18 protein-coding genes are annotated in these 17,733 nt (G+C 63.6%); 12 read left to right on the top strand and 6 right to left on the bottom strand.

Annotated features, from left to right (window positions below; genetic code table 11):
• Positions 1 to 14: 14 nt before the first annotated feature.
• The 5 genes from pxpB to ACSQ3I_RS02055 all read left to right on the top strand — a co-directional run bounded on the left by pxpB (position 15) and on the right by ACSQ3I_RS02055 (position 4,899).
• Positions 15 to 701 carry a 5-oxoprolinase subunit PxpB gene (gene pxpB / locus ACSQ3I_RS02075; RefSeq protein ID WP_435995681.1) on the top strand — a complete coding sequence of 229 codons (687 nt, stop codon included), beginning with the start codon at positions 15 to 17 and terminating at the stop codon, positions 699 to 701.
• Positions 698 to 1,714 carry a biotin-dependent carboxyltransferase family protein gene (locus ACSQ3I_RS02070; RefSeq protein ID WP_435995680.1) on the top strand — a complete coding sequence of 339 codons (1,017 nt, stop codon included), beginning with the start codon at positions 698 to 700 and terminating at the stop codon, positions 1,712 to 1,714. The genes pxpB and ACSQ3I_RS02070 overlap by 4 nt, the downstream gene beginning before the upstream one ends.
• Complete coding sequence (locus tag ACSQ3I_RS02065; RefSeq protein WP_435995679.1) at positions 1,711 to 2,961, top strand: NAD(P)/FAD-dependent oxidoreductase; 1,251 nt, start codon at positions 1,711 to 1,713, stop codon at positions 2,959 to 2,961. The genes ACSQ3I_RS02070 and ACSQ3I_RS02065 overlap by 4 nt, the downstream gene beginning before the upstream one ends.
• A gap of 64 nt (positions 2,962 to 3,025) precedes the next feature.
• On the top strand, positions 3,026 to 4,078 hold the full coding sequence (locus tag ACSQ3I_RS02060) for a 4-hydroxyproline epimerase (RefSeq protein WP_435995678.1): 1,053 nt from the start codon (positions 3,026 to 3,028) through the stop codon (positions 4,076 to 4,078).
• A gap of 98 nt (positions 4,079 to 4,176) precedes the next feature.
• Positions 4,177 to 4,899 carry a Crp/Fnr family transcriptional regulator gene (locus ACSQ3I_RS02055; RefSeq protein WP_435995677.1) on the top strand — a complete coding sequence of 241 codons (723 nt, stop codon included), beginning with the start codon at positions 4,177 to 4,179 and terminating at the stop codon, positions 4,897 to 4,899.
• Between the two features lie 4 nt (positions 4,900 to 4,903).
• On the opposite strand, the gene ACSQ3I_RS02050 is transcribed toward ACSQ3I_RS02055, so the two are convergent.
• Both ACSQ3I_RS02050 and ACSQ3I_RS02045 read right to left on the bottom strand, forming a co-directional pair.
• Positions 4,904 to 5,491, bottom strand: coding sequence for a hypothetical protein (locus ACSQ3I_RS02050; protein ID WP_435995676.1), 588 nt, complete (start codon positions 5,489 to 5,491; stop codon positions 4,904 to 4,906).
• Positions 5,492 to 5,915: 424 nt separating this feature from the next.
• Positions 5,916 to 6,854, bottom strand: a complete 939-nt coding sequence (locus ACSQ3I_RS02045; RefSeq protein WP_435995675.1) for a tetratricopeptide repeat protein — start codon at positions 6,852 to 6,854, stop codon at positions 5,916 to 5,918.
• Positions 6,855 to 7,037: 183 nt separating this feature from the next.
• Here ACSQ3I_RS02045 and ACSQ3I_RS02040 point away from each other — a divergent pair, with 183 nt between their 5' ends.
• Positions 7,038 to 7,676 (top strand): FecR family protein, encoded by a 639-nt coding sequence (locus tag ACSQ3I_RS02040; protein WP_435995674.1) that lies wholly within the window; start codon positions 7,038 to 7,040, stop codon positions 7,674 to 7,676.
• On the opposite strand, the gene ACSQ3I_RS02035 is transcribed toward ACSQ3I_RS02040, so the two are convergent.
• From ACSQ3I_RS02035 to ACSQ3I_RS02020, 4 genes are all read right to left on the bottom strand, one after another.
• A complete protein-coding gene (locus tag ACSQ3I_RS02035) occupies positions 7,677 to 9,557 on the bottom strand; it encodes a CHASE2 domain-containing protein (RefSeq protein ID WP_435995673.1) in 1,881 nt (626 codons plus the stop codon). It lies immediately after the preceding gene.
• A gap of 15 nt (positions 9,558 to 9,572) precedes the next feature.
• Entirely contained in the window at positions 9,573 to 10,277 is a 705-nt protein-coding gene (locus tag ACSQ3I_RS02030; protein ID WP_435995672.1) for a Crp/Fnr family transcriptional regulator, read from the bottom strand.
• A 138-nt stretch (positions 10,278 to 10,415) separates the two neighbouring features.
• On the bottom strand, positions 10,416 to 10,643 hold the full coding sequence (locus ACSQ3I_RS02025) for a hypothetical protein (RefSeq protein WP_435995671.1): 228 nt from the start codon (positions 10,641 to 10,643) through the stop codon (positions 10,416 to 10,418).
• Positions 10,644 to 10,766: 123 nt separating this feature from the next.
• Positions 10,767 to 12,017 carry an ROK family transcriptional regulator gene (locus tag ACSQ3I_RS02020; protein ID WP_435995670.1) on the bottom strand — a complete coding sequence of 417 codons (1,251 nt, stop codon included), beginning with the start codon at positions 12,015 to 12,017 and terminating at the stop codon, positions 10,767 to 10,769.
• A gap of 244 nt (positions 12,018 to 12,261) precedes the next feature.
• Between ACSQ3I_RS02020 and ACSQ3I_RS02015 the strand changes: the two genes are divergently transcribed.
• From ACSQ3I_RS02015 to ACSQ3I_RS01990, 6 genes are all read left to right on the top strand, one after another.
• The gene (locus ACSQ3I_RS02015; RefSeq protein WP_435995669.1) at positions 12,262 to 13,287 is read left to right on the top strand and encodes a sugar ABC transporter substrate-binding protein; all 1,026 of its coding nucleotides are present in this window, start codon (positions 12,262 to 12,264) and stop codon (positions 13,285 to 13,287) included.
• A 203-nt stretch (positions 13,288 to 13,490) separates the two neighbouring features.
• Complete coding sequence (locus ACSQ3I_RS02010) at positions 13,491 to 14,573, top strand: ABC transporter permease (protein WP_435995668.1); 1,083 nt, start codon at positions 13,491 to 13,493, stop codon at positions 14,571 to 14,573.
• Complete coding sequence (locus ACSQ3I_RS02005; protein ID WP_435995667.1) at positions 14,573 to 15,355, top strand: ATP-binding cassette domain-containing protein; 783 nt, start codon at positions 14,573 to 14,575, stop codon at positions 15,353 to 15,355. The genes ACSQ3I_RS02010 and ACSQ3I_RS02005 overlap by 1 nt, the downstream gene beginning before the upstream one ends.
• Positions 15,356 to 15,979, top strand: coding sequence for a nucleoside triphosphate hydrolase (locus ACSQ3I_RS02000; RefSeq protein ID WP_435995666.1), 624 nt, complete (start codon positions 15,356 to 15,358; stop codon positions 15,977 to 15,979). It begins immediately after the preceding gene.
• Between the two features lie 92 nt (positions 15,980 to 16,071).
• Complete coding sequence (gene pyrC / locus ACSQ3I_RS01995) at positions 16,072 to 17,112, top strand: dihydroorotase (RefSeq protein WP_435996255.1); 1,041 nt, start codon at positions 16,072 to 16,074, stop codon at positions 17,110 to 17,112.
• A gap of 136 nt (positions 17,113 to 17,248) precedes the next feature.
• The gene (locus tag ACSQ3I_RS01990) at positions 17,249 to 17,596 is read left to right on the top strand and encodes a DUF805 domain-containing protein (RefSeq protein ID WP_435995665.1); all 348 of its coding nucleotides are present in this window, start codon (positions 17,249 to 17,251) and stop codon (positions 17,594 to 17,596) included.
• The last annotated feature ends 137 nt before the right edge of the window (positions 17,597 to 17,733 follow it).

Here is a 17,733-nt window from a genome sequence, read left to right as displayed (position 1 = left end):
ACGACGAGGGACATGTGAGGCAGGAAGCGCCGGTGCAGGCAGGTCGCAACACACCGAGATTGAGCATGGAGGGCGCTGGCGCCATCCTTCTCGATTGCGCCGGCCAGGCCTTCGACGACGATGCGCAGGCCCTGATCTGGGCCGTGGCGGCCGAGTTTCGTACCCACGCCGGCGTACACGAAACCGTGCCCGGCATGAACAACCTGATGATCGTCTTCGATCCGCTCCGCCTGGCACCCGAGGCTCTGGAGCAGGCCATCCTGCATTGCTGGCAGACGATCGTTGCCGATGCCGTCAGCGGCAGGACCATCGACGTGCCGGTGACCTATGGCGGGGCGAAAGGCGAGGATCTCACCGCCTTCGCCGCCGCGAAGGGCATGAGCGTCGAGGCGCTGGTCGCCGCGCATGTCGCGCCGCTCTATTCCGTCGCCGCCGTCGGCGCCATGCCCGGTTTCGTCTACCTCTCCGGTCTCGATCCGCGGCTGGCGATGCCGCGCCGGGCCAATCCGCGCATGAAGGTGGAGGAAGGCTCGGTTATCATCGGCGGCGCGCAGGCGGGCATCATGCCGCTCACCGCGCCCTCGGGCTGGCACATTCTCGGCCATACGGATTTTTCGCTCTTCGACCCGATGAAGGATCCGCCCGCCGCCTTCCGGCCGGGCGACCGCATCCGCTTCACCGTCCGGGAGATCGTCGCATGATAGAGATCCTGTCGACGGGCGCGGCGAATTCGGTGCAGGATCTCGGCCGTTTCGGTTATCTCGATGCCGGCGTCGGCCGCTCGGGCGCCATGGACGGGCTGGCGCTGGAGATCGGCAACCGCATGCTCGGCAACGCGCCGGATGCCGCCGGCATCGAGGTGACGCTTTTCCCCTTCCGCCTGAGGTTCGAAACCGCAACCACGTTTGCCGTGACGGGTGCGGATTGCCCGACGCGGCTCAACGACCGCCCGCTGCCGCCGTGGTGGGCGATGCGCGCGGCGGCCGGCGACGTGCTGCAACTCGGCCTGCCAAAATCCGGAGCACGTGCCATGGTCTGCCTCGCAGGTGGCATCGACGTCCCGCCGGTTCTCGGATCGCGGGCCACCGACCTGAAAAGCGGCTGGGGCGGTTTCGAGGGGCGTGGATTGAAACGCAGCGACCGGCTGGCGCTCATGCCATCGGCAGGCGGCGGCCTTGCCGACCTGCCCGCCGGTTTCGGCATCGATCCGACGGAGATCCGCGGACCAGTGGCGGACACGGGAGAGGCGCAAGAAACAACGGTCCGCGTTCTGCCGAGCGCGGAATTTGCCGAGTTTACCGACGAGGCGCGCAACGCCCTCTTCGCCAGCGCCTGGCAGCTGACCAACGACGCCAATCGCCAGGGTTTTCGCCTGCAGGGACCACATCTGGCGCTGTCGAAAAAGCTTGAACTGTTTTCCCACGGCATCATGCCGGGCACCGTGCAGGTGCCGCCCTCCGGCCAGCCGATCATCCAGCTTGCCGAGGCCAACACCTGCGGCGGATATCCGAAGATCGCCAATGTCATCGAGGCCGATCTCTGGCGGCTGGCACAGGTGCCGGTCGGCCGGGCGATCCGCTTTGTCGAGATCGACCGCCCGGCAGCAATCGAAGCCCTACGGCGCCGGCGGGCGATGATCGACGATATCGCAGCCCTTGCAGCACTTGCCCGCAAGGACATCAAACACCCGAAAAAGAGCGGAACCGCCGAATGAGTCCCGAACAGAACACTTCCGTCATCGTCGTCGGCGCCGGTATCGTCGGCGCCTCGATCGCTTTGGAGCTGCAGAGCCGCGGGCGGCAGGTGACGCTGATCGACAAGGGCGAACCGGGGCGCGGCACCTCCTTCGGCAACATGGCAAGCATCGCGCTCGATTTCGCCGCCGGTTCCGGACCGACGACCTGGAAACGCATCCCGCGCTGGCTGCTCGATCCGGAAGGCCCGGTCTGGCTGCGCGCCTCCTACGCGCCAAAAATGATCCCCTGGTTCCTGCGCTTCCTCGCCGCCGGACGGCCGGCGCGGCTGCGCGAGATCGAGGATGCCGGCATGAGCCTTTCGGCGCATGCACTGGCCGACATGCAGGCCATGCTGCAGGCGATCGGCGCGCCGGAGCTGATCACCGATGAGGGCTGCCTGGCGATCTATGAGACGGAAGCGGAATTTGCAGCCGACCGCGGCCATCTGGAGCTGCTGCGCCGCTACAAGCTGGATCATGAGGTGCTGAGCGGCAGCGCCATCCGCGACCACGAGCCGACGCTTTCGCCCGGCATCGCCAAGGCGCTGCTTCTGCCGGACAACAAATCGATCCGCAATCCTTACCAGCTGGTGGTGAAAACCGCCGAGGCCGCCCAGGCGCTCGGGGCACAATTCCGGTCCGGCGCGGTGCGCACCGTCGAGAAGAAGCCGGGCGGCGGCGTTGTCGTCATGCTCGAAAACGGCGAACGGCTGGAGGCCGGTGCTGCCGTGCTGGCTGCCGGCGTGCACACCCGCTTCCTGGCGGATGCGCTGGGCGAGCCGATCCCGCTCGAAACCGAGCGTGGCTACCATACACAGATCATGAAACCCGGCATCGCCATGCGTTACGCGATCATCTGGCCGCATCGCGCCTTCATGGTGACGCCGACGGCGGGCGGTATCCGCGTCGGCGGCAATGTCGAGCTGGCCGGCCTCGACGCCGCGCCGGATTATCGCCGCCCCCGGGTGCTGGTGCGCCACGCCCAGCGGGCATTGCCGGGGCTCAAGGCAGAAGAGACGACGGAATGGATGGGGCACCGCCCGGCGCTGCCCGATACGATCCCGATCATTTCCGCCTCGTCGAAACTACCCGGCGTCTGGTACGCCACCGGCCACGGCCATCTCGGCCTCACCTATTCGGCGACGACGGCGCGGCTGGTCGCAGACATGGTGACCGGCAAGAAAACCGACGTCGACATGGTGCCCTTCCGTATCGATCGATACTGAGCCGGCCAATACACAACAACATGAACGGCGGCCCCGGCGCCGCGGCTGAACGGGAGTTTAAGCAATGAGATGGAAGCGGACGATCCAGCTGCTGGACGTGCATGCCGAGGGTGAAATCGGCCGTGTCGCAATCGGCGGCGTGCCGAAAATTCCGGGAGATACCGTCGCCGAACAGCTGCACTGGCTGAACAACGATCCGAAGGGCGACGAACTCCGGCGCTTCCTCGTTCTCGAGCCGCGTGGCGCGCCGATCGGCTCCGTCAACCTGCTCCTGCCGCCGAAACATCCCGATGCCGACGCGGCCTTCATCATCCTACAGCCGGACCAGGCGCATGCGAGTTCCGGCTCGAACTCCATCTGCGTCGCCACGGCGCTGCTGGAAGCGGGCATCGTCGAGATGCAGGAGCCGGAAACGGTCGTGACGCTGGAGACGGCGGCCGGCTTGGTGAAGGCGACCGCCACCTGCCGCGACGGTCGCTGCGAAAAAGTCAGGTTGACCATGGTGCCCTCCTTCGTCCACGAGCTCGACGTGGCGCTCGACACGCCGGAATGGGGCCGGATCAGCATCGACCTGTGTTACGGCGGCATTTTTTACGCGCTGGTGGATGTCGGCCAGGTGGGGCTGACCATAGAGAAGGCCAATGCGGCAGCACTCGTTCAGGCCGGCATGGCGCTCAAGGAGCGGATCAACCGCACCATCTCCGTGGTGCATCCGGAAATCCCGGCAATATCCGGCGTCGCCTACGTGATGTTCCGCGATGTCGATCCGGATGGCGCGGTGCGCACCTGCACCACCATGTGGCCCGGCCGCGTCGACCGCTCGCCCTGCGGCACCGGCAGTTCCGCCAATCTGGCGACCTTGCACGCGCGCGGTAAGGTCAAGGTCGGCGACATCCTGAAATCGCGTTCGACCATCGGTTCGGAGTTCGAGGTCAGCCTCGCTGCCGAAACGACGGTGGCCGGCAGGCCGGCGATCATCCCCACCATCACCGGCCGCGGTTTCACCTTCGGCCTGTCGCAGGTAGCGCTCGATCCGTTCGATCCGATGGCGGCAGGTTTTGCCCTGACCGACGTCTGGGGACCGTCTGCAGGCGAAATCGGCGACGCAGCGAAATAAACCGGGCACCTCGTCCGTCATAAGTTCTAAGAGTTTCAGCCGGACCGCCTCGCCCGAAAGGGCAGAGACGGCCGGCACCAGCGAACGAGAGAACTGTTGTGTCGAACGATATCCTGCTTTTCCCCCTGCGGAAGCAAACCATCAGCCTTCGTGTCTCCTCGATCTTTGCCAGTCTTTCAGAGGAGGAAGACCGGGCCTGGTCGCAACGTTGCCATACACGCTGTCTCCGCGCCGGTGAAAACCTTGTGGACTATGCCGACGAGTCGACCGATCTTTTCCTGCTGCAAAGCGGCGAAGTCCGCGCCGTCCTGCGCTTTGGCGTCGGCAAGGAAGCGATCGTCGGCGTCTTCCGCCGGCATGAACTGATGGGCGAGCTTTCCGCCATCGACGAGATGCCGCGCGCTGCCAGCCTGACGGCGGTCAACGATTCCGTCATCACCGTCATTCCATCGGCCGTGTTCCACGAGATTCTCGGCACCAAGCCGCAGGTCAACAAGGCTGTGTTGCAGCTTCTTTCGCTGCGCATGCGACAGCTGAACGACCGGGTATCGGAACTGTCCTTCCTCGATACCAAGCACCGGCTCTACAACACGTTGCTGCGGCTTTCCCGCATCCGCATGGACGGTGGCGGCGAACGGGTGATTTCACCGCCGATCGTGCATTCGGAACTGGCCGAACACATCGGCTCCAGCCGTGAGACGGTGTCGCGCGAAATGGCCCGCCTGATGCGTGAAGCCCTCGTCGAGCGCACCAGCCGGGCGATCATCCTCAAGGACCCGGGCGAGTTGTCGAGCCGGATCTCGCGGGCATTGCAGAACTGACGCGTCAGAATATGCCGAGCGCGGCCGTATCGAACTTCAAGGCCTCCAGCTTTGTCCTGAAAGCCGGCAGATGTTGCTGGAATATCGGATTTGGCTGGTAGGAGCCGTTGGGCTTGAATTTTCCGGCAGAGCCGTAAACCTGCTGGTTGGCACCCATGTTGCCACTCAGATCCACCGCCGCAATATCAAGAAGGTCGTCAAAAATATCGGGGTGGATGCCGGTCGCGTCGCGACCGAGCTTGCCACCGATGAAATTGACCAGGCCGCTCTTCTTGATCTTCGCAATGCTGCTGCGCCCGACGCTATCCACCTGATCGACCACGGACTGACCGAAAGCTTTCCGGTCGAAAGCGGTCGCCTCGATATTGAGTCCGCCCGCAACGAACGTGTTGACGGCGATGCCAAAATCCTTCTCTTCAAGATAGGCTTCTTTCAGAAAGATCGCCTGCCGCTTCTTGCCGGTCTTGCGAAACTCGTTGACCAACAGGAAAAACGTCGCTTCCCCCGTGCAGTAGACCAGAGTGGAGAAATTGAAAAAGGCGCGACGCCGCGCTCTCGTGGTCGTGTACCCAAGTATTTCGTTGATCGCCAATGTTTCTTTCATGTTTCCTGCAGGCCTCTCGAAACGTCAACCAAGCTCAAGCACGGCTTGAGCGGCACCCCATCACCGTCAGCGTAAAATCGGACTTCCGGCGCCGCATCATCGGTGCCGAGCCGATATGCGGACGCACGTTTCAACGCCGCGGTTGCGCCGCAGCCTGAAGAATTTTCCGAAATCCGATGTGTCCGACCATTGCGTAGATGGTGCGGCATTGTTCCCGCAATGATTTGATCTTGCAATCAATTCTGCGTAGTAAGCGCGCCTTAGGAACGTCTAATTTTGGGTGATAACCGATCACCGCAAGCGCTGAGGCGGGATGAGGCCGAGCCTTTACAGGCGTGAGCAATCGTCACGCAAAAAATCGCGGAAGAGGGACACCTCTCCCGCGATTGCTCTGTCTCAAGATAGGGACGGATCAGATACCCGTGTCGTCCTTCGAGATCGAACCCACGGCTTCCGGGTCGATCACCGGCATGTTGGCGCCGCTGTTTGCCTGCATCTGTTGCTGCTGTTCCTTCAGCGCCGCAATCATCGCACCGATCGTTTCGAATTTCTGCGCGGCGAACTGGTCGCCCTTCTCGGCAGCGGAACGATAGAGGTCGGCAGCGGCCATCAGGTTGGATTGCGTGCCTTCGCCGCCTTCGTACATAAGGGCAAGGTTGACCATGGCATCCACCTGGCCCTTGGCGACTGCGACCTTGTACCACTCGATGGCGCGGGCATTGTCTTCCGGCACCAGATTGCCTTCGTCGTAGATCACCCCCAGATTGTAGGCCGCCGGGCCATAATCCTTGGAAGCTTCTTCGAACCAGCGGATGGCCTGCGCCGCATCGACCTGCGTGCCGACGCCATCCCGGTAGAGAACAGCGAGATTGTAGGCCCCCAGCACACTGCCGTCGGTTGCAGCCTGGGTGAACAGCGCGAATTCCTGAGCCACGTCCCCCATGCGACCGTAGAGGAAACCGAGATGCACCTTGGCGATGGTGTAGTTGTCGTCCGCTGCCGCGGCATAGGCCGTCATCGCATCGGCGACATCGCCGCGATTGTCGAGCGCGCGGCCAAGCTGGAACGAAAAGCGCGGATTGCCCGTTTCAGAGAAAGCGATGCGGCAGGCGGTGACGGCATCTTCACCGCTCTTGAGCGCCGCTTCCTCGACGGGTTTGAACGCGATGTTGCGGCTCATGTCATAACGGCTGCCGGCAAGGCGGTCGCAGTCGTCCTGACTGGTTGCGGGAGCCGCCTGCGCCATGCCGATCGAAGCGACAAACGCCGCCGCGAACACCGCGCCGACACCAGCGGCGCGCGAGATGCAAGCCTTCGAATGCGATGCGGTATGAGCGGAACCGGCGGACATTGCTTTTTTCTCCGTTGTGTTGACTGTGCCCGAATTTAACAACGTATTAACGTGCGATGTTGTTCCCTGCGGGACAGGCCGGAGCGCGAAAATATTTTAGAACACGCTAAGGTGCCGACAGTTCGAGCTTGCGCTCCGACACGGCCGAAGTATCGTGGCGCACAACAAGCGGCGGGGATGATCATGACCATGGAAAACGGACAACACAAAGCGGCAACCATCACCCGGCGCACCTTGATGGCCGGCGCCGGCGCCATGGCGATCCTGCCGGCATGGACGCCGGCTTTTGCCGCCGCCATCGGCGAGACCGTCAAGGTGAGCGGCGAGGTGACAAGGCGCCAGGAGAAGGCGGAAGACCGCCTAGCGGCCGGCGCGCCGCTGATGGACAACGATCTCGTGGTCACCGCCACAGAGAGTTTTGCCGACCTGAAACTCGGCAGCGACACGAGGGTGCTGCTCGGCGGCGACACGGAACTCCTGATCGACAGTTTTATCGCCGGACAGGGCGGTACGCTGGAACTCGGGGCCGGCGCCATGATGTTCGATCGTCCGGAAGGTCTCGCCAAGATCGATGTCAGCGTGCGCACCACCTTCGGCATGATCGGCGTGCGCGGCACGAAGTTTTTTGCCGGACCGAGCCGCGGCCGTTTTGCCATCTTCGTCGAGCACGGCAAGGTCGCCGTCACCAATGGCGGCGCGACCCGCGAGGTGAGCAAGGGCCAGGGCGTGGAAATCGCCTCTGCCGATGCGCAGCCGAGCGAGCCGGTCGATTGGGGCGCCGAACGCATTCGCGAGGCCTATGCGCTGGTCGGCGCCCGCTGATCAGGCTTCTGCGGCCGGCAGCCGCTTCGGCGGCTCGGGGCTGAACAGTTCCATCTCGCCGAACCCGCGGATCTGGTGGATGCCGAGGCTGACCAGTTCGCTCGAGGATTGCCCGGCCGCCTGCGGCCCGATGCAGATCTGCGTGCCGAGAAACTTGTTGGCATCCTGTAGCCGGGCGGCAAGGTTGATCGATTCACCATGGGCGGTGTAATCCAGCTTGCCGCCGTGCCCGACCTCCCCCAGAACGGCGATGCCGGTCTCGATGCCGAACCGGGTGCGGCCGAAATCATGGTCGCGAAAGCGCGGCCGCGTGCGCATTTCTTCCGTCAGCCGGCGCATTTCTTCGGCGCAGCGGATCGCCCTGTTGACGTGATCGTCGAGATCCTCCGGCGCATTGAACAGCGCATGCACGGCATCGCCGACGATCTTGTCGACCATGCCGCCATGATCGGCGACCAGCGCATTGACCTCGGAATAATAGGTATCGAGCATGGAAACGAGATCGTGCGGCCCGACGCGCTTCGTCAGCGACGTAAACCCCTCGATATCCGTAAACAGCGCCGTCACCTGGCGCTCCTCGCCGGCCACGCGCGCAAGATCGGGATTGTCGAGATACCGATCCACCACCGAGCGCGGCAGGTATTGGCCGAAACGCTGGCGCGCCAGAGCCTCGACGCGGCGGATATGGGCGAACTGCGCGACGCTGGTGACGATCAGCACGAAGGCGAGCGCCAGTGTCAGCCTGAAACCGTCGGCGAGGATGGCTGTCGCAATGTAGAGGGCGAAGGTCCCTCCAAGCACGGCGACGATGGCGGCGATCCCGACGGCGGCTGCCGTCACCGGCCGCAGGCGGATCGCCACCAGCGTGATGACAAGACCGCAGATCAATGTCGCGAGCGCCTCGAACGGCACGTAGCTGTCGTCACGCTTGGGAATGAAGCCGGTCATCAAAGCGTTGACGATATCGGCATGGATCTGCAGCGACGGTTCGAGTGGCATGGAGGCGCTGGCCCGGAGGCCGCCGAGGTTGGGCAGGCTGGAGCCGATCAGCACCACCTTGCCGGCAAACCGCTCCACAGGCACCTTTCCGGCAATGATCTCGCCGGCGGAAATCGTCCGGCCCGCAATCGTCGTCTCCTGCGCCGCGACGAAACGCAGGCTGCCGTCGTCGCTGAAATCGATGATCGTGTCATCGAGTTTCAGCCGCGGCGGATCGCCGCCGAGGATCGGCGTGCGCACATGCCGCGCCAGACGGAAGATTTCGAGCGCCAGCGCCGGATAGGCGTCGTTGCCGATGATCGAGAAGGCCTGCACCTGGCGGACCTTGGAATCCTCGTCACCGACGAGAAAATTGGCAGCGGTGGAGCGTGCCGCCTCGGCAAGCACCGGGCAGGAACTTTCCGCCCCGTCGATGAACCAGAGGTCGGGAACCGCCAGCGGCCGACTGATCGCCAGCGGCGGGCGCGGACGGGGCGTATCCTTGGCGATATCGGCGATCAGGAAACCGAGCACCACCGGCGCCTGCCGCATCGCCGCCGCCAGCACCTGGTTCGTGGCATTGACCGGATCGCAGTCACCGCTGAAGACGAGATCGAAACCGATGGCCGCCGGCTTGGCCTCGGCAAGCGTGCGCACCAGCGCCGCCGTTTCGCTGCGGTTCCAGTCGGCGTTCGGCGCGGCCTGATAGGCGGCGCGGTCGATATCAACGGCAACGATGTCGGGCGAGACATGCTGCGGCGCCAGCTGGGTCAGCGAATCGAAAAACAGTTCGCGCTGCGCCTCCATTGTCTCCTGGGGGATGGCGAACACCGCAAGCGCCGCCAGCAGGCTCGCGGCGATGCCGAAATGCAGGGGTCTGAGGCGAAAGGGACTTACCGCCATGGTGTGGCTGCGAAATTATGCCTCATCAGGTTCGGCAACCCGAATGAGCCGGTCGACATGGCAGGAGATGATGCCGTCCTTGCGGGAAATTGCACCTGCCTCTTCCAGGGAAACGATTGCCCGGTTCATCTTCGGCCGGCTGCAGCCGACGATGGCGGCGATTTCCGTCTGGCTGAGTTCCATCTGCAGGTTGGCGCGGTCGGGCAGTTCCATGCCGTGGATCTGCTTCAGCGTCGCCAGGAAGAAGCGGGCGACGCGGGAGTCGAGATCGTAGAGCGCCATGGTTTCCAGCCGCTCGGTGGTTTCGCGGATGCGGGCGCAAAGGAAGCGGATGACGGTTTCGGCGGTTTCCGGCCGTTCGGTGATGATTGGCAGCAGGTCGCGCTTGGCGAGCACATAGCCTTCCGTCGCGGTCACTGCCGTGGCATCGGCCGACCGCGGCTCGCCGTCGAGGATCGCCATTTCACCGAGAATGGTGCCGGGCTCCATGTGGCGGATCGCCAGTTCCTTGCCCTGCGGCGTGATCAGCGACAGCTTCACCCGCCCGCTGAAGATGGCGATCATGTAGTTGCCTTCGTCGCCGCGCTGGAAGATCACCGTGCCGGGCGACCATTTGCGATAGGTGGCGATGGCGGCGATCTCGGCGATCGTTTCCTTGTCGAACTCCTCGAAAATCGGGAAGGAACGCCAGAAGGCGGGACTCTTGTTCACTTCACTCATGGGACTCTTTCCGCCTGTTGCCGCATTCGCAAGGACTGGATGTGCAGAAAGAAGTTTTTGCCCAGTCCATCGCTTGTTGCAACAGAAAAACATACGCAGTCTGCGTACAGCCCCTTGGCCACGCGCGTGGCCTCCAGCTCAGCTGCAGATGCGCACGCGGCTTTTCATCGGTCCTGTTGCCGTCTCCGGCCTGTCGAGGGTGCGCGTTTGACAGGCGGTCGGAGCGCGAAAACTCGCATCGGCATCGACGCGAATATCGTCATGCGCGTCACCGAACAATGCGTGAAAGAGGCGGCCGGGCATATCCGGCGCAGTCAGCGCCAGGGCGGCGGCGGTAATCATGGCAGCAGTCAGCAGCAGGCGCATGAAGCCGTTTCCTTCGATCGGTGGCCAAAGGGCAAGATTTTGCCCTGGCTCCTCTCTGTCAGATTCGAGCGGCAACCGGCTGTTCCCGCGGGAACCGACCCCTGACCATCGCCGCCTGACCGGTCACCCCGGCTCGCCGCCGCTCTCGATTTCCTTGAAAAGCACGTTCTGATCGAGGAGATAGCGGGCAAAGATCGGTAGACAAGCACCCCCGATCGCCCGCGCCTGCGCGCCGACCGCGCCTTCCAGCAATTCCGGCATGATGACGCCCTGCAGATCGAGGCGCCCGACCGCCCGGACGGTCGCCGCCACCAGCCGCGCGCGCACCCAGGCGGGAAAGCCGCCATCGATGACGGCGGCGGAAAAATCGATGATCGAGGCGGCGGAAACGATCGCTTGCGCCAGGGCCGTCGCGGCATCCTCGATCCAGGTTTCCAGCGGCTCGCCGAAATCGATCCAGTCGTCGGCCGAATACCACAGCGGCTGCGGATCGAGACCGCGCTGGCGCAGCATGTTCTCCAGCACGAAGATCGAGGCAACTTCCAGCAACTGGCTCGTCGCGCCGTCGCCGCCGCGCACCGGTAGCGAGCCTACCGAGCCGGCCGTGCCGCTGCGCCCGACAAACAGCGCCGAATTCAGCACCACGCCGCCACCGATGAACGAGCCGATGAAGAAATAGATGAAATCCGGATAGGACGGTCCGACGCCGAACACCAGTTCCGCACCGCAGGCGCTGGTGGCGTCGTTCTGCAGGAAGACCGGATAGGGGATGGCGGCGGAAACCGAAGCCTGCAGATTGAAGGACCGCCAGCTGTCCATGGCGCCGGCCGGCGCCCCCACCTCCTCCGCCCAGTTCCACAATTCGAACGGCGCGGCAATGCCGATGCCGGCCAGCCGCCGGCGCTGCTCGCCGGTCATCTGGCTTTCCAGATCGCGGATGCCGGCGGTGATGAAACCCATGATGTCCTGCGGCAGCGGATAGGCGTACGTCTGGTGCAGCTGCAGCCGGATGCGGCCGACGAAATCCATCAGCACCAGATCGGCGCTGCGCCGGCCGATCTTGACGCCGAAGGAATAGACCGCGTCCGGATTGAGGTGCAGCGGGATCGACGGCTGCCCCACCCGGCCACGCACCGGCGCGCCGCGGATCAGAAGCCCGTCCTTTTCCAGCGACCGCATGATCACCGACACCGTCTGCGCCGAAAGCCCGGTGCGCCTAGCGATCTCCGCCTTCGACTGGCTGCCGTGCCGGCGGACGAGCGACAGCACAAGCCGCTCGTTATAGGCGCGCACCCGCACCTGGTTGGCGCCGCCGGTCGGATCGAGCACCGGCAGCGGCGAGGACATGGCGAGACCATCCTCCAGCGACGACATGGATTTTTTCCTCCCGCATTGGCTTGCCGCCAGTGCATTATTTTCCGGAAGAATGCCACAATGGATTAATAATTCAATTGGATTTATTTATTGACAGGCCGGATTTCGAATGCTCTAAATTGCAACGTGGAGCAGAGCGCGGGCCGGAGGAGGTCTGGGCAAGCCATCGGTGAAAGTTTGCCGGCGGGCTGTGCGACACGACATTTGCCGGGATGCCGGCCTCAAAAACTCTTGGGAGGAGTTCATGAAAAAAACGCTGTTTTCGGCTGCCTTCGGTGCCCTGTCTCTGGGCGTCGCCTTCGTCGCGCCGGCGCAAGCCGCCGACGTTTCCGCCTGCCTGATCACCAAGACCGATACCAACCCCTTCTTCGTGAAGATGAAGGAAGGCGCGACCGCCAAGGCGCAGGAACTGGGCGTCACGCTGAAGGCCTATGCCGGCAAGGTCGACGGTGATTCCGAAAGCCAGGTGGCGGCGATCGAAACCTGCATCGCTGATGGCGCCAAGGGCATCCTGATCGCGGCTTCGGACACCAAGGGCATCGTGCCGCAGGTGCAGAAGGCCCGCGATGCCGGCCTGTTGGTCATCGCACTCGACACGCCGCTGGAGCCGGCCAATTCTGCAGACGCGACGTTTGCCACCGACAACCTGCTCGCCGGCAAGCTGATCGGCCAATGGGCCGCGGCAACACTCGGCGACAAGGCCAAGGAGGCCAAGGTTGCTTTCCTCGACCTCACCCCGTCGCAGCCCACCGTCGACGTGCTGCGCGACCAGGGTTTTATGATCGGCTTCGGCATCGACCCGAAGGACGCCAGCAAGATCGGTGATGAAGACGATCCGCGCATCGTCGGCCATGACATCACCAACGGCAACGAAGAAGGCGGCCGTACCGCCATGGAAAACCTGCTGCAGAAGGACCCGACCATCAACGTCGTGCACACCATCAACGAACCGGCTGCTGCCGGCGCCTATGAAGCGCTGAAGGCCGTCGGCCGCGAGAAGGACGTGCTGATCGTGTCGGTCGACGGCGGTTGCCCCGGCGTCAAGAACGTTGCCGACGGCATCATCGGCGCAACGTCGCAGCAGTATCCGCTGCTGATGGCGGCGCTCGGCGTCGAGGCGATCAAGAAGTTCGCCGACAGCGGCGAAAAGCCGAAGCCGACCGAAGGCAAGGACTTCTTCGACACCGGCGTTTCGCTGGTGACCGACAAACCGGTCAGCGGTGTCGAATCGATCGACACCAAGGTCGGCACGGACAAGTGCTGGGGCTAAACCCGGCTTGCGGCCTTTTCACTGGGGGCGGCCTGCCCGCCCCCTCTTTCGCCGCCACCTTTCATTTTGACAAAACGCCTGAACCGTGAGCAGACTTCCCCTCCTGCCATGGCGCACCGTGACCGGTGTGTCCTGTCATAAGGCAGGGATGGGAAGAGGAGCCCATCATAAAAACAACGGTTTATGAGGCGGGAGGAGCTTTCATGAGCGAGCCGACAGCAGTTTCGCAGCCAGCCCAGGAGTTCGAGAAGGTCCTGAGCGACAGTTCGCGGCAACTCGCATCGTTCGACACTGACGACAAGACAGCCATCCAGAAATTGCAGCATTTCCTGCATTCGCATCCGGCCGGCGTGCCGCTGATCGTGCTCCTGCTGTCGATCATCATCTTCGGCTCGATCCTCGGTACGAAGTTTTTCTCGGCCTTCTCTTTGACCCTGATCCTGCAGCAGGTAGCGATCACCGGCATCGTCGGGGCGGCGCAGACGTTGGTGATCCTGACCGCCGGCATCGACCTGTCCGTCGGCGCCATCATGGTGCTGTCGTCGGTGGTCATGGGCCAGTTCGTCTTCCGTCTCGGCCTGCCCGTCGAGATCGCCATCCTCTGCGGCTTTGCCGTCGGCGCATTGTGCGGCTTCATCAACGGCTGGCTGGTGGCGCGCATGAAGCTGCCACCCTTCATCGTCACGCTCGGCATGTGGCAGATCGTGCTCGCCTCCAACTTCCTCTATTCCGCCAACGAGACGATTCGCGCCCAGGACATCAGCGCCACCGCGCCGCTCCTGCAGATCTTCGGCGCCAACATCCGCATCGGCAACGCCGTCTTCACCTATGGCGTCATAGCCATGGTGCTCCTGTCCATCGGTCTCTGGTACGTGCTGAACAAGACCGCCTGGGGCCGCCACGTCTATGCCGTCGGCGACGACCCGGATGCGGCCGAGCTCGCCGGCGTCAACGTCAAGAAGATGCTGATGTCGGTCTACACGCTCTCCGGCCTCATCTGTGCGCTGGCCGGCTGGGCGCTCATCGGCCGCATCGGCTCGGTCTCGCCGACCGCCGGCCAGTTCGCCAATATCGAATCCATCACCGCGGTGGTGATCGGCGGCATCTCGCTGTTCGGCGGGCGCGGCTCGATCCTGGGCATGCTGTTCGGGGCGCTGATCGTCGGTGTCTTCCAGCTCGGCCTGCGCCTGATCGGCACCGACCCGCAATGGACCTATCTCTTGATCGGTGTGCTGATCATCGCCGCCGTTGCAATCGACCAGTGGATCAGAAAGGTAGCAGGCTGATGGCGTCCGAACCCATTCTCACCGCCCGCGGCATCGTCAAGCGCTACGGCCGGGTGACCGCCCTCGACAATGCCGATTTCGACCTGCACAAGGGCGAAATCCTCGCCGTCATCGGCGACAACGGTGCCGGAAAATCCTCGCTGATCAAGGCGATCTCCGGCGCCATCCGGCCCGACGAAGGCGAGATCCGCCTCGACGGCGAAGTGGTGAACTTCCGCTCGCCGATCGAGGCCCGCAAGGCCGGCATCGAGACGGTGTACCAGAACCTCGCCTTGTCGCCGGCACTCTCCATCGCCGACAACATGTTTCTCGGCCGCGAGATCCGCAAATCCGGACCGCTCGGCAAGGTTTTTCGCATGCTCGACCATGCGGCGATGGAAAAGATCGCCCGTGACAAGCTCTCCGAACTCGGCCTGATGACCATCCAGAACATCAACCAGGCGGTGGAAACGCTCTCCGGCGGCCAGCGCCAGGGCGTGGCGGTGGCGCGTGCCGCCGCCTTTGGCTCGAAGCTGATCATCCTCGACGAGCCGACCGCCGCACTCGGCGTCAAGGAAAGCCGGCGGGTGCTGGAACTGATCCTCGACGTGCGTTCGCGCGGCCTGCCAATCGTGCTGATCTCGCACAATATGCCGCATGTCTTCGAAGTCGCCGACCGCATCCACATCCATCGCCTCGGCAAGCGGCTTTGCGTCATCAATCCGAAGGATTATTCGATGTCGGATGCGGTCGCCTTCATGACCGGCGCAAAAGCCCCGCCACCGGAAGCCATGGCCGCATAAATGACGTCCGTACCAGAGATCGCGGCGGAAATCGTCCGCCGCAGGGGCGATGCCCCACGCTTCATCGTCGCCATCGCCGGCCCGCCCGGCGCCGGCAAGTCGACGCTCGCCGATGCCTTGCGCGAAGCGCTCGTCGCAACGGGCGAGACCGCCGAAGTGTTGCCGATGGACGGATTCCACATGGACAACGGCATATTGGAGGCGCGCGGCTTGCTGCCGCGCAAGGGCGCGCCGGATACGTTCGACGTCCGCGCCTTCCTCGACATCCTGGAAGCGGTGCGCCGCGCCGACGAGGAAGTGCTGGTGCCGGTGTTCGATCGCTCGCGCGAGATCGCCATCGCTTCCGCCCGTGCCATCTCACCGGACACGCGTTTCGTGCTTGTCGAAGGCAATTACCTGCTGCTGGACGAGGCGCCGTGGTCGAAGCTCGACGGCCGTTTCGATTTTTCGATCTTCGTCGGTCCTGCTTATGAAGTGCTGGAAAGCCGCCTGCGCGAACGCTGGGTCTTCTACGGGCTGGACGAACAGGCCATCCAGTGGAAGCTCTACGGTAACGACCTGCCGAACGGCAAACGCATCACCGAGAATTCCCGGGCTGCCGATATCCGCATCGAGATATTCTGACGATCCGCGCGGCGATCCATTGTTGTGAAGCGGGCCGTCTTGATGGTATCGGAACCGGACGACATCAGGAAGCCGACACCATGACCACGCCGATCACCGAACTCACCATCCGCCGCCCCGACGACTGGCACCTGCATCTGCGCGACGGCGCCATGCTGGAAGGCGTGATCGGCGATACCAGCCGGCATTTCGCCCGCGCCATCATCATGCCGAACCTGGTGCCGCCGGTGGTGACGACGGCGGATGCCCGCGCCTATCGCGAACGGATCATGGCTGCCCTGCCAAAGGGCGACCGTTTCGAGCCGCTGATGACGCTTTATCTCACCGAACACACCAGCCCCGACGATGTCGAAGAGGGCAAGAAGAGTGGCCTGATCACCGCCGTCAAACTGTATCCCGCCGGCGCGACGACCAATTCGCATGGCGGCGTGCGCGACATCGAAAAAGCGATGCCGGTGCTGGAGCGCATGGCGAAGATCGGCCTGCCGCTCTGCGTCCATGGCGAGGTGACGACGCCGGAGGTGGATATCTTCGACCGCGAGGCGGTATTCATCGAAACCGTGCTCGATCCGCTGCGCCGGCGCCTCCCCGACCTCAAGGTCACCATGGAGCATGTGACCACGGCCGATGGTATCGACTACATCAAGTCGGCCAAAAGCAACCTCGCCGGCTCGATCACCACGCATCACCTGATCATCAACCGCAACGCCATCCTGGTCGGCGGCATCAAGCCGCATTATTACTGCCTGCCGGTCGCCAAGCGCGAGAACCACCGCCTGGCGCTGCGGGCCGCCGCCACCTCCGGCGACGCCCGTTTCTTCCTTGGCACCGATTCCGCCCCGCATGTCGATCCGCTGAAAGAATGCGCCTGCGGTTGCGCCGGCATCTACACCTCGATCAACACCATGAGCTGCCTCGCGCATGTCTTCGAGGAGGACGGCGCACTCGACCAGCTGGAAGCTTTCGCTTCGCTCAACGGCCCGGCCTGGTACGGCCTGCCGGCCAACGAGGAAAAGATCACCCTGCGGCGGCAGGCGGATGCCGTTTCGTTTCCGGCCAAAATCGAGACCGGCGCCGGTCCAGTCACGGTTTTCGATCCGATGTATCCGCTTTTCTGGCAGGTCGTGGGCTGAATTTCGCTGGCGGCGCAGATAATTTCGTAAGCACGCAAGAATATTTTTGGGCCGCGATACGTTTCCCTCTGGCAATCCACGGCGATGCGCATAGTATCGCCGTGGGGTAATGCTTGTTTTCGCTTAGGGGGAAAATATGACCTTTACTGAAGCCGTAAGCTCAGCTCTTTCCAAGTATGTCGTTTTCTCGGGCCGCGCCAGCCGCTCGGAATATTGGTGGTTCGTCCTTTTCAACATCATCGTCAGCATCGTCGCCGCCGGTATTGATGCTGCCCTGGGTATCCAGGCGATCGGTGCACTCGTTTCGCTCGCCCTTTTGCTTCCCGGCATCGGTGTTGGCGTACGTCGTCTTCACGATATCGACAAGAGCGGCTGGTGGTTGCTGATCGCCTTCATCCCGCTGATCGGCTTCATCGCGCTGATCTATTTCTTCGTGCAGCCGAGCCAGCCCGGCGACAACCGTTTCGGCCCGCCGCCGGCCTGAGGCTGACAGCGTTCCATCGCAACCCGTTTTCAGCAGATGCGGTCCCCACCGCATCTGTTTGACGTTTGGGCCTCCGCTTCTGCGTGCTTGAGAGACGATAAATTCCCGCTCTTGCGGCTGGAAACCTCCTGCGCCAC

The organism is Rhizobium sp. LjRoot30 (assembly GCF_964253915.1).
In the GTDB taxonomy this organism is placed as follows: domain Bacteria; phylum Pseudomonadota; class Alphaproteobacteria; order Rhizobiales; family Rhizobiaceae; genus Metarhizobium.
The sequence above is the reverse complement of the archived record's forward strand: the minus strand, read 5'-3'. Positions and strand labels throughout refer to the sequence as shown.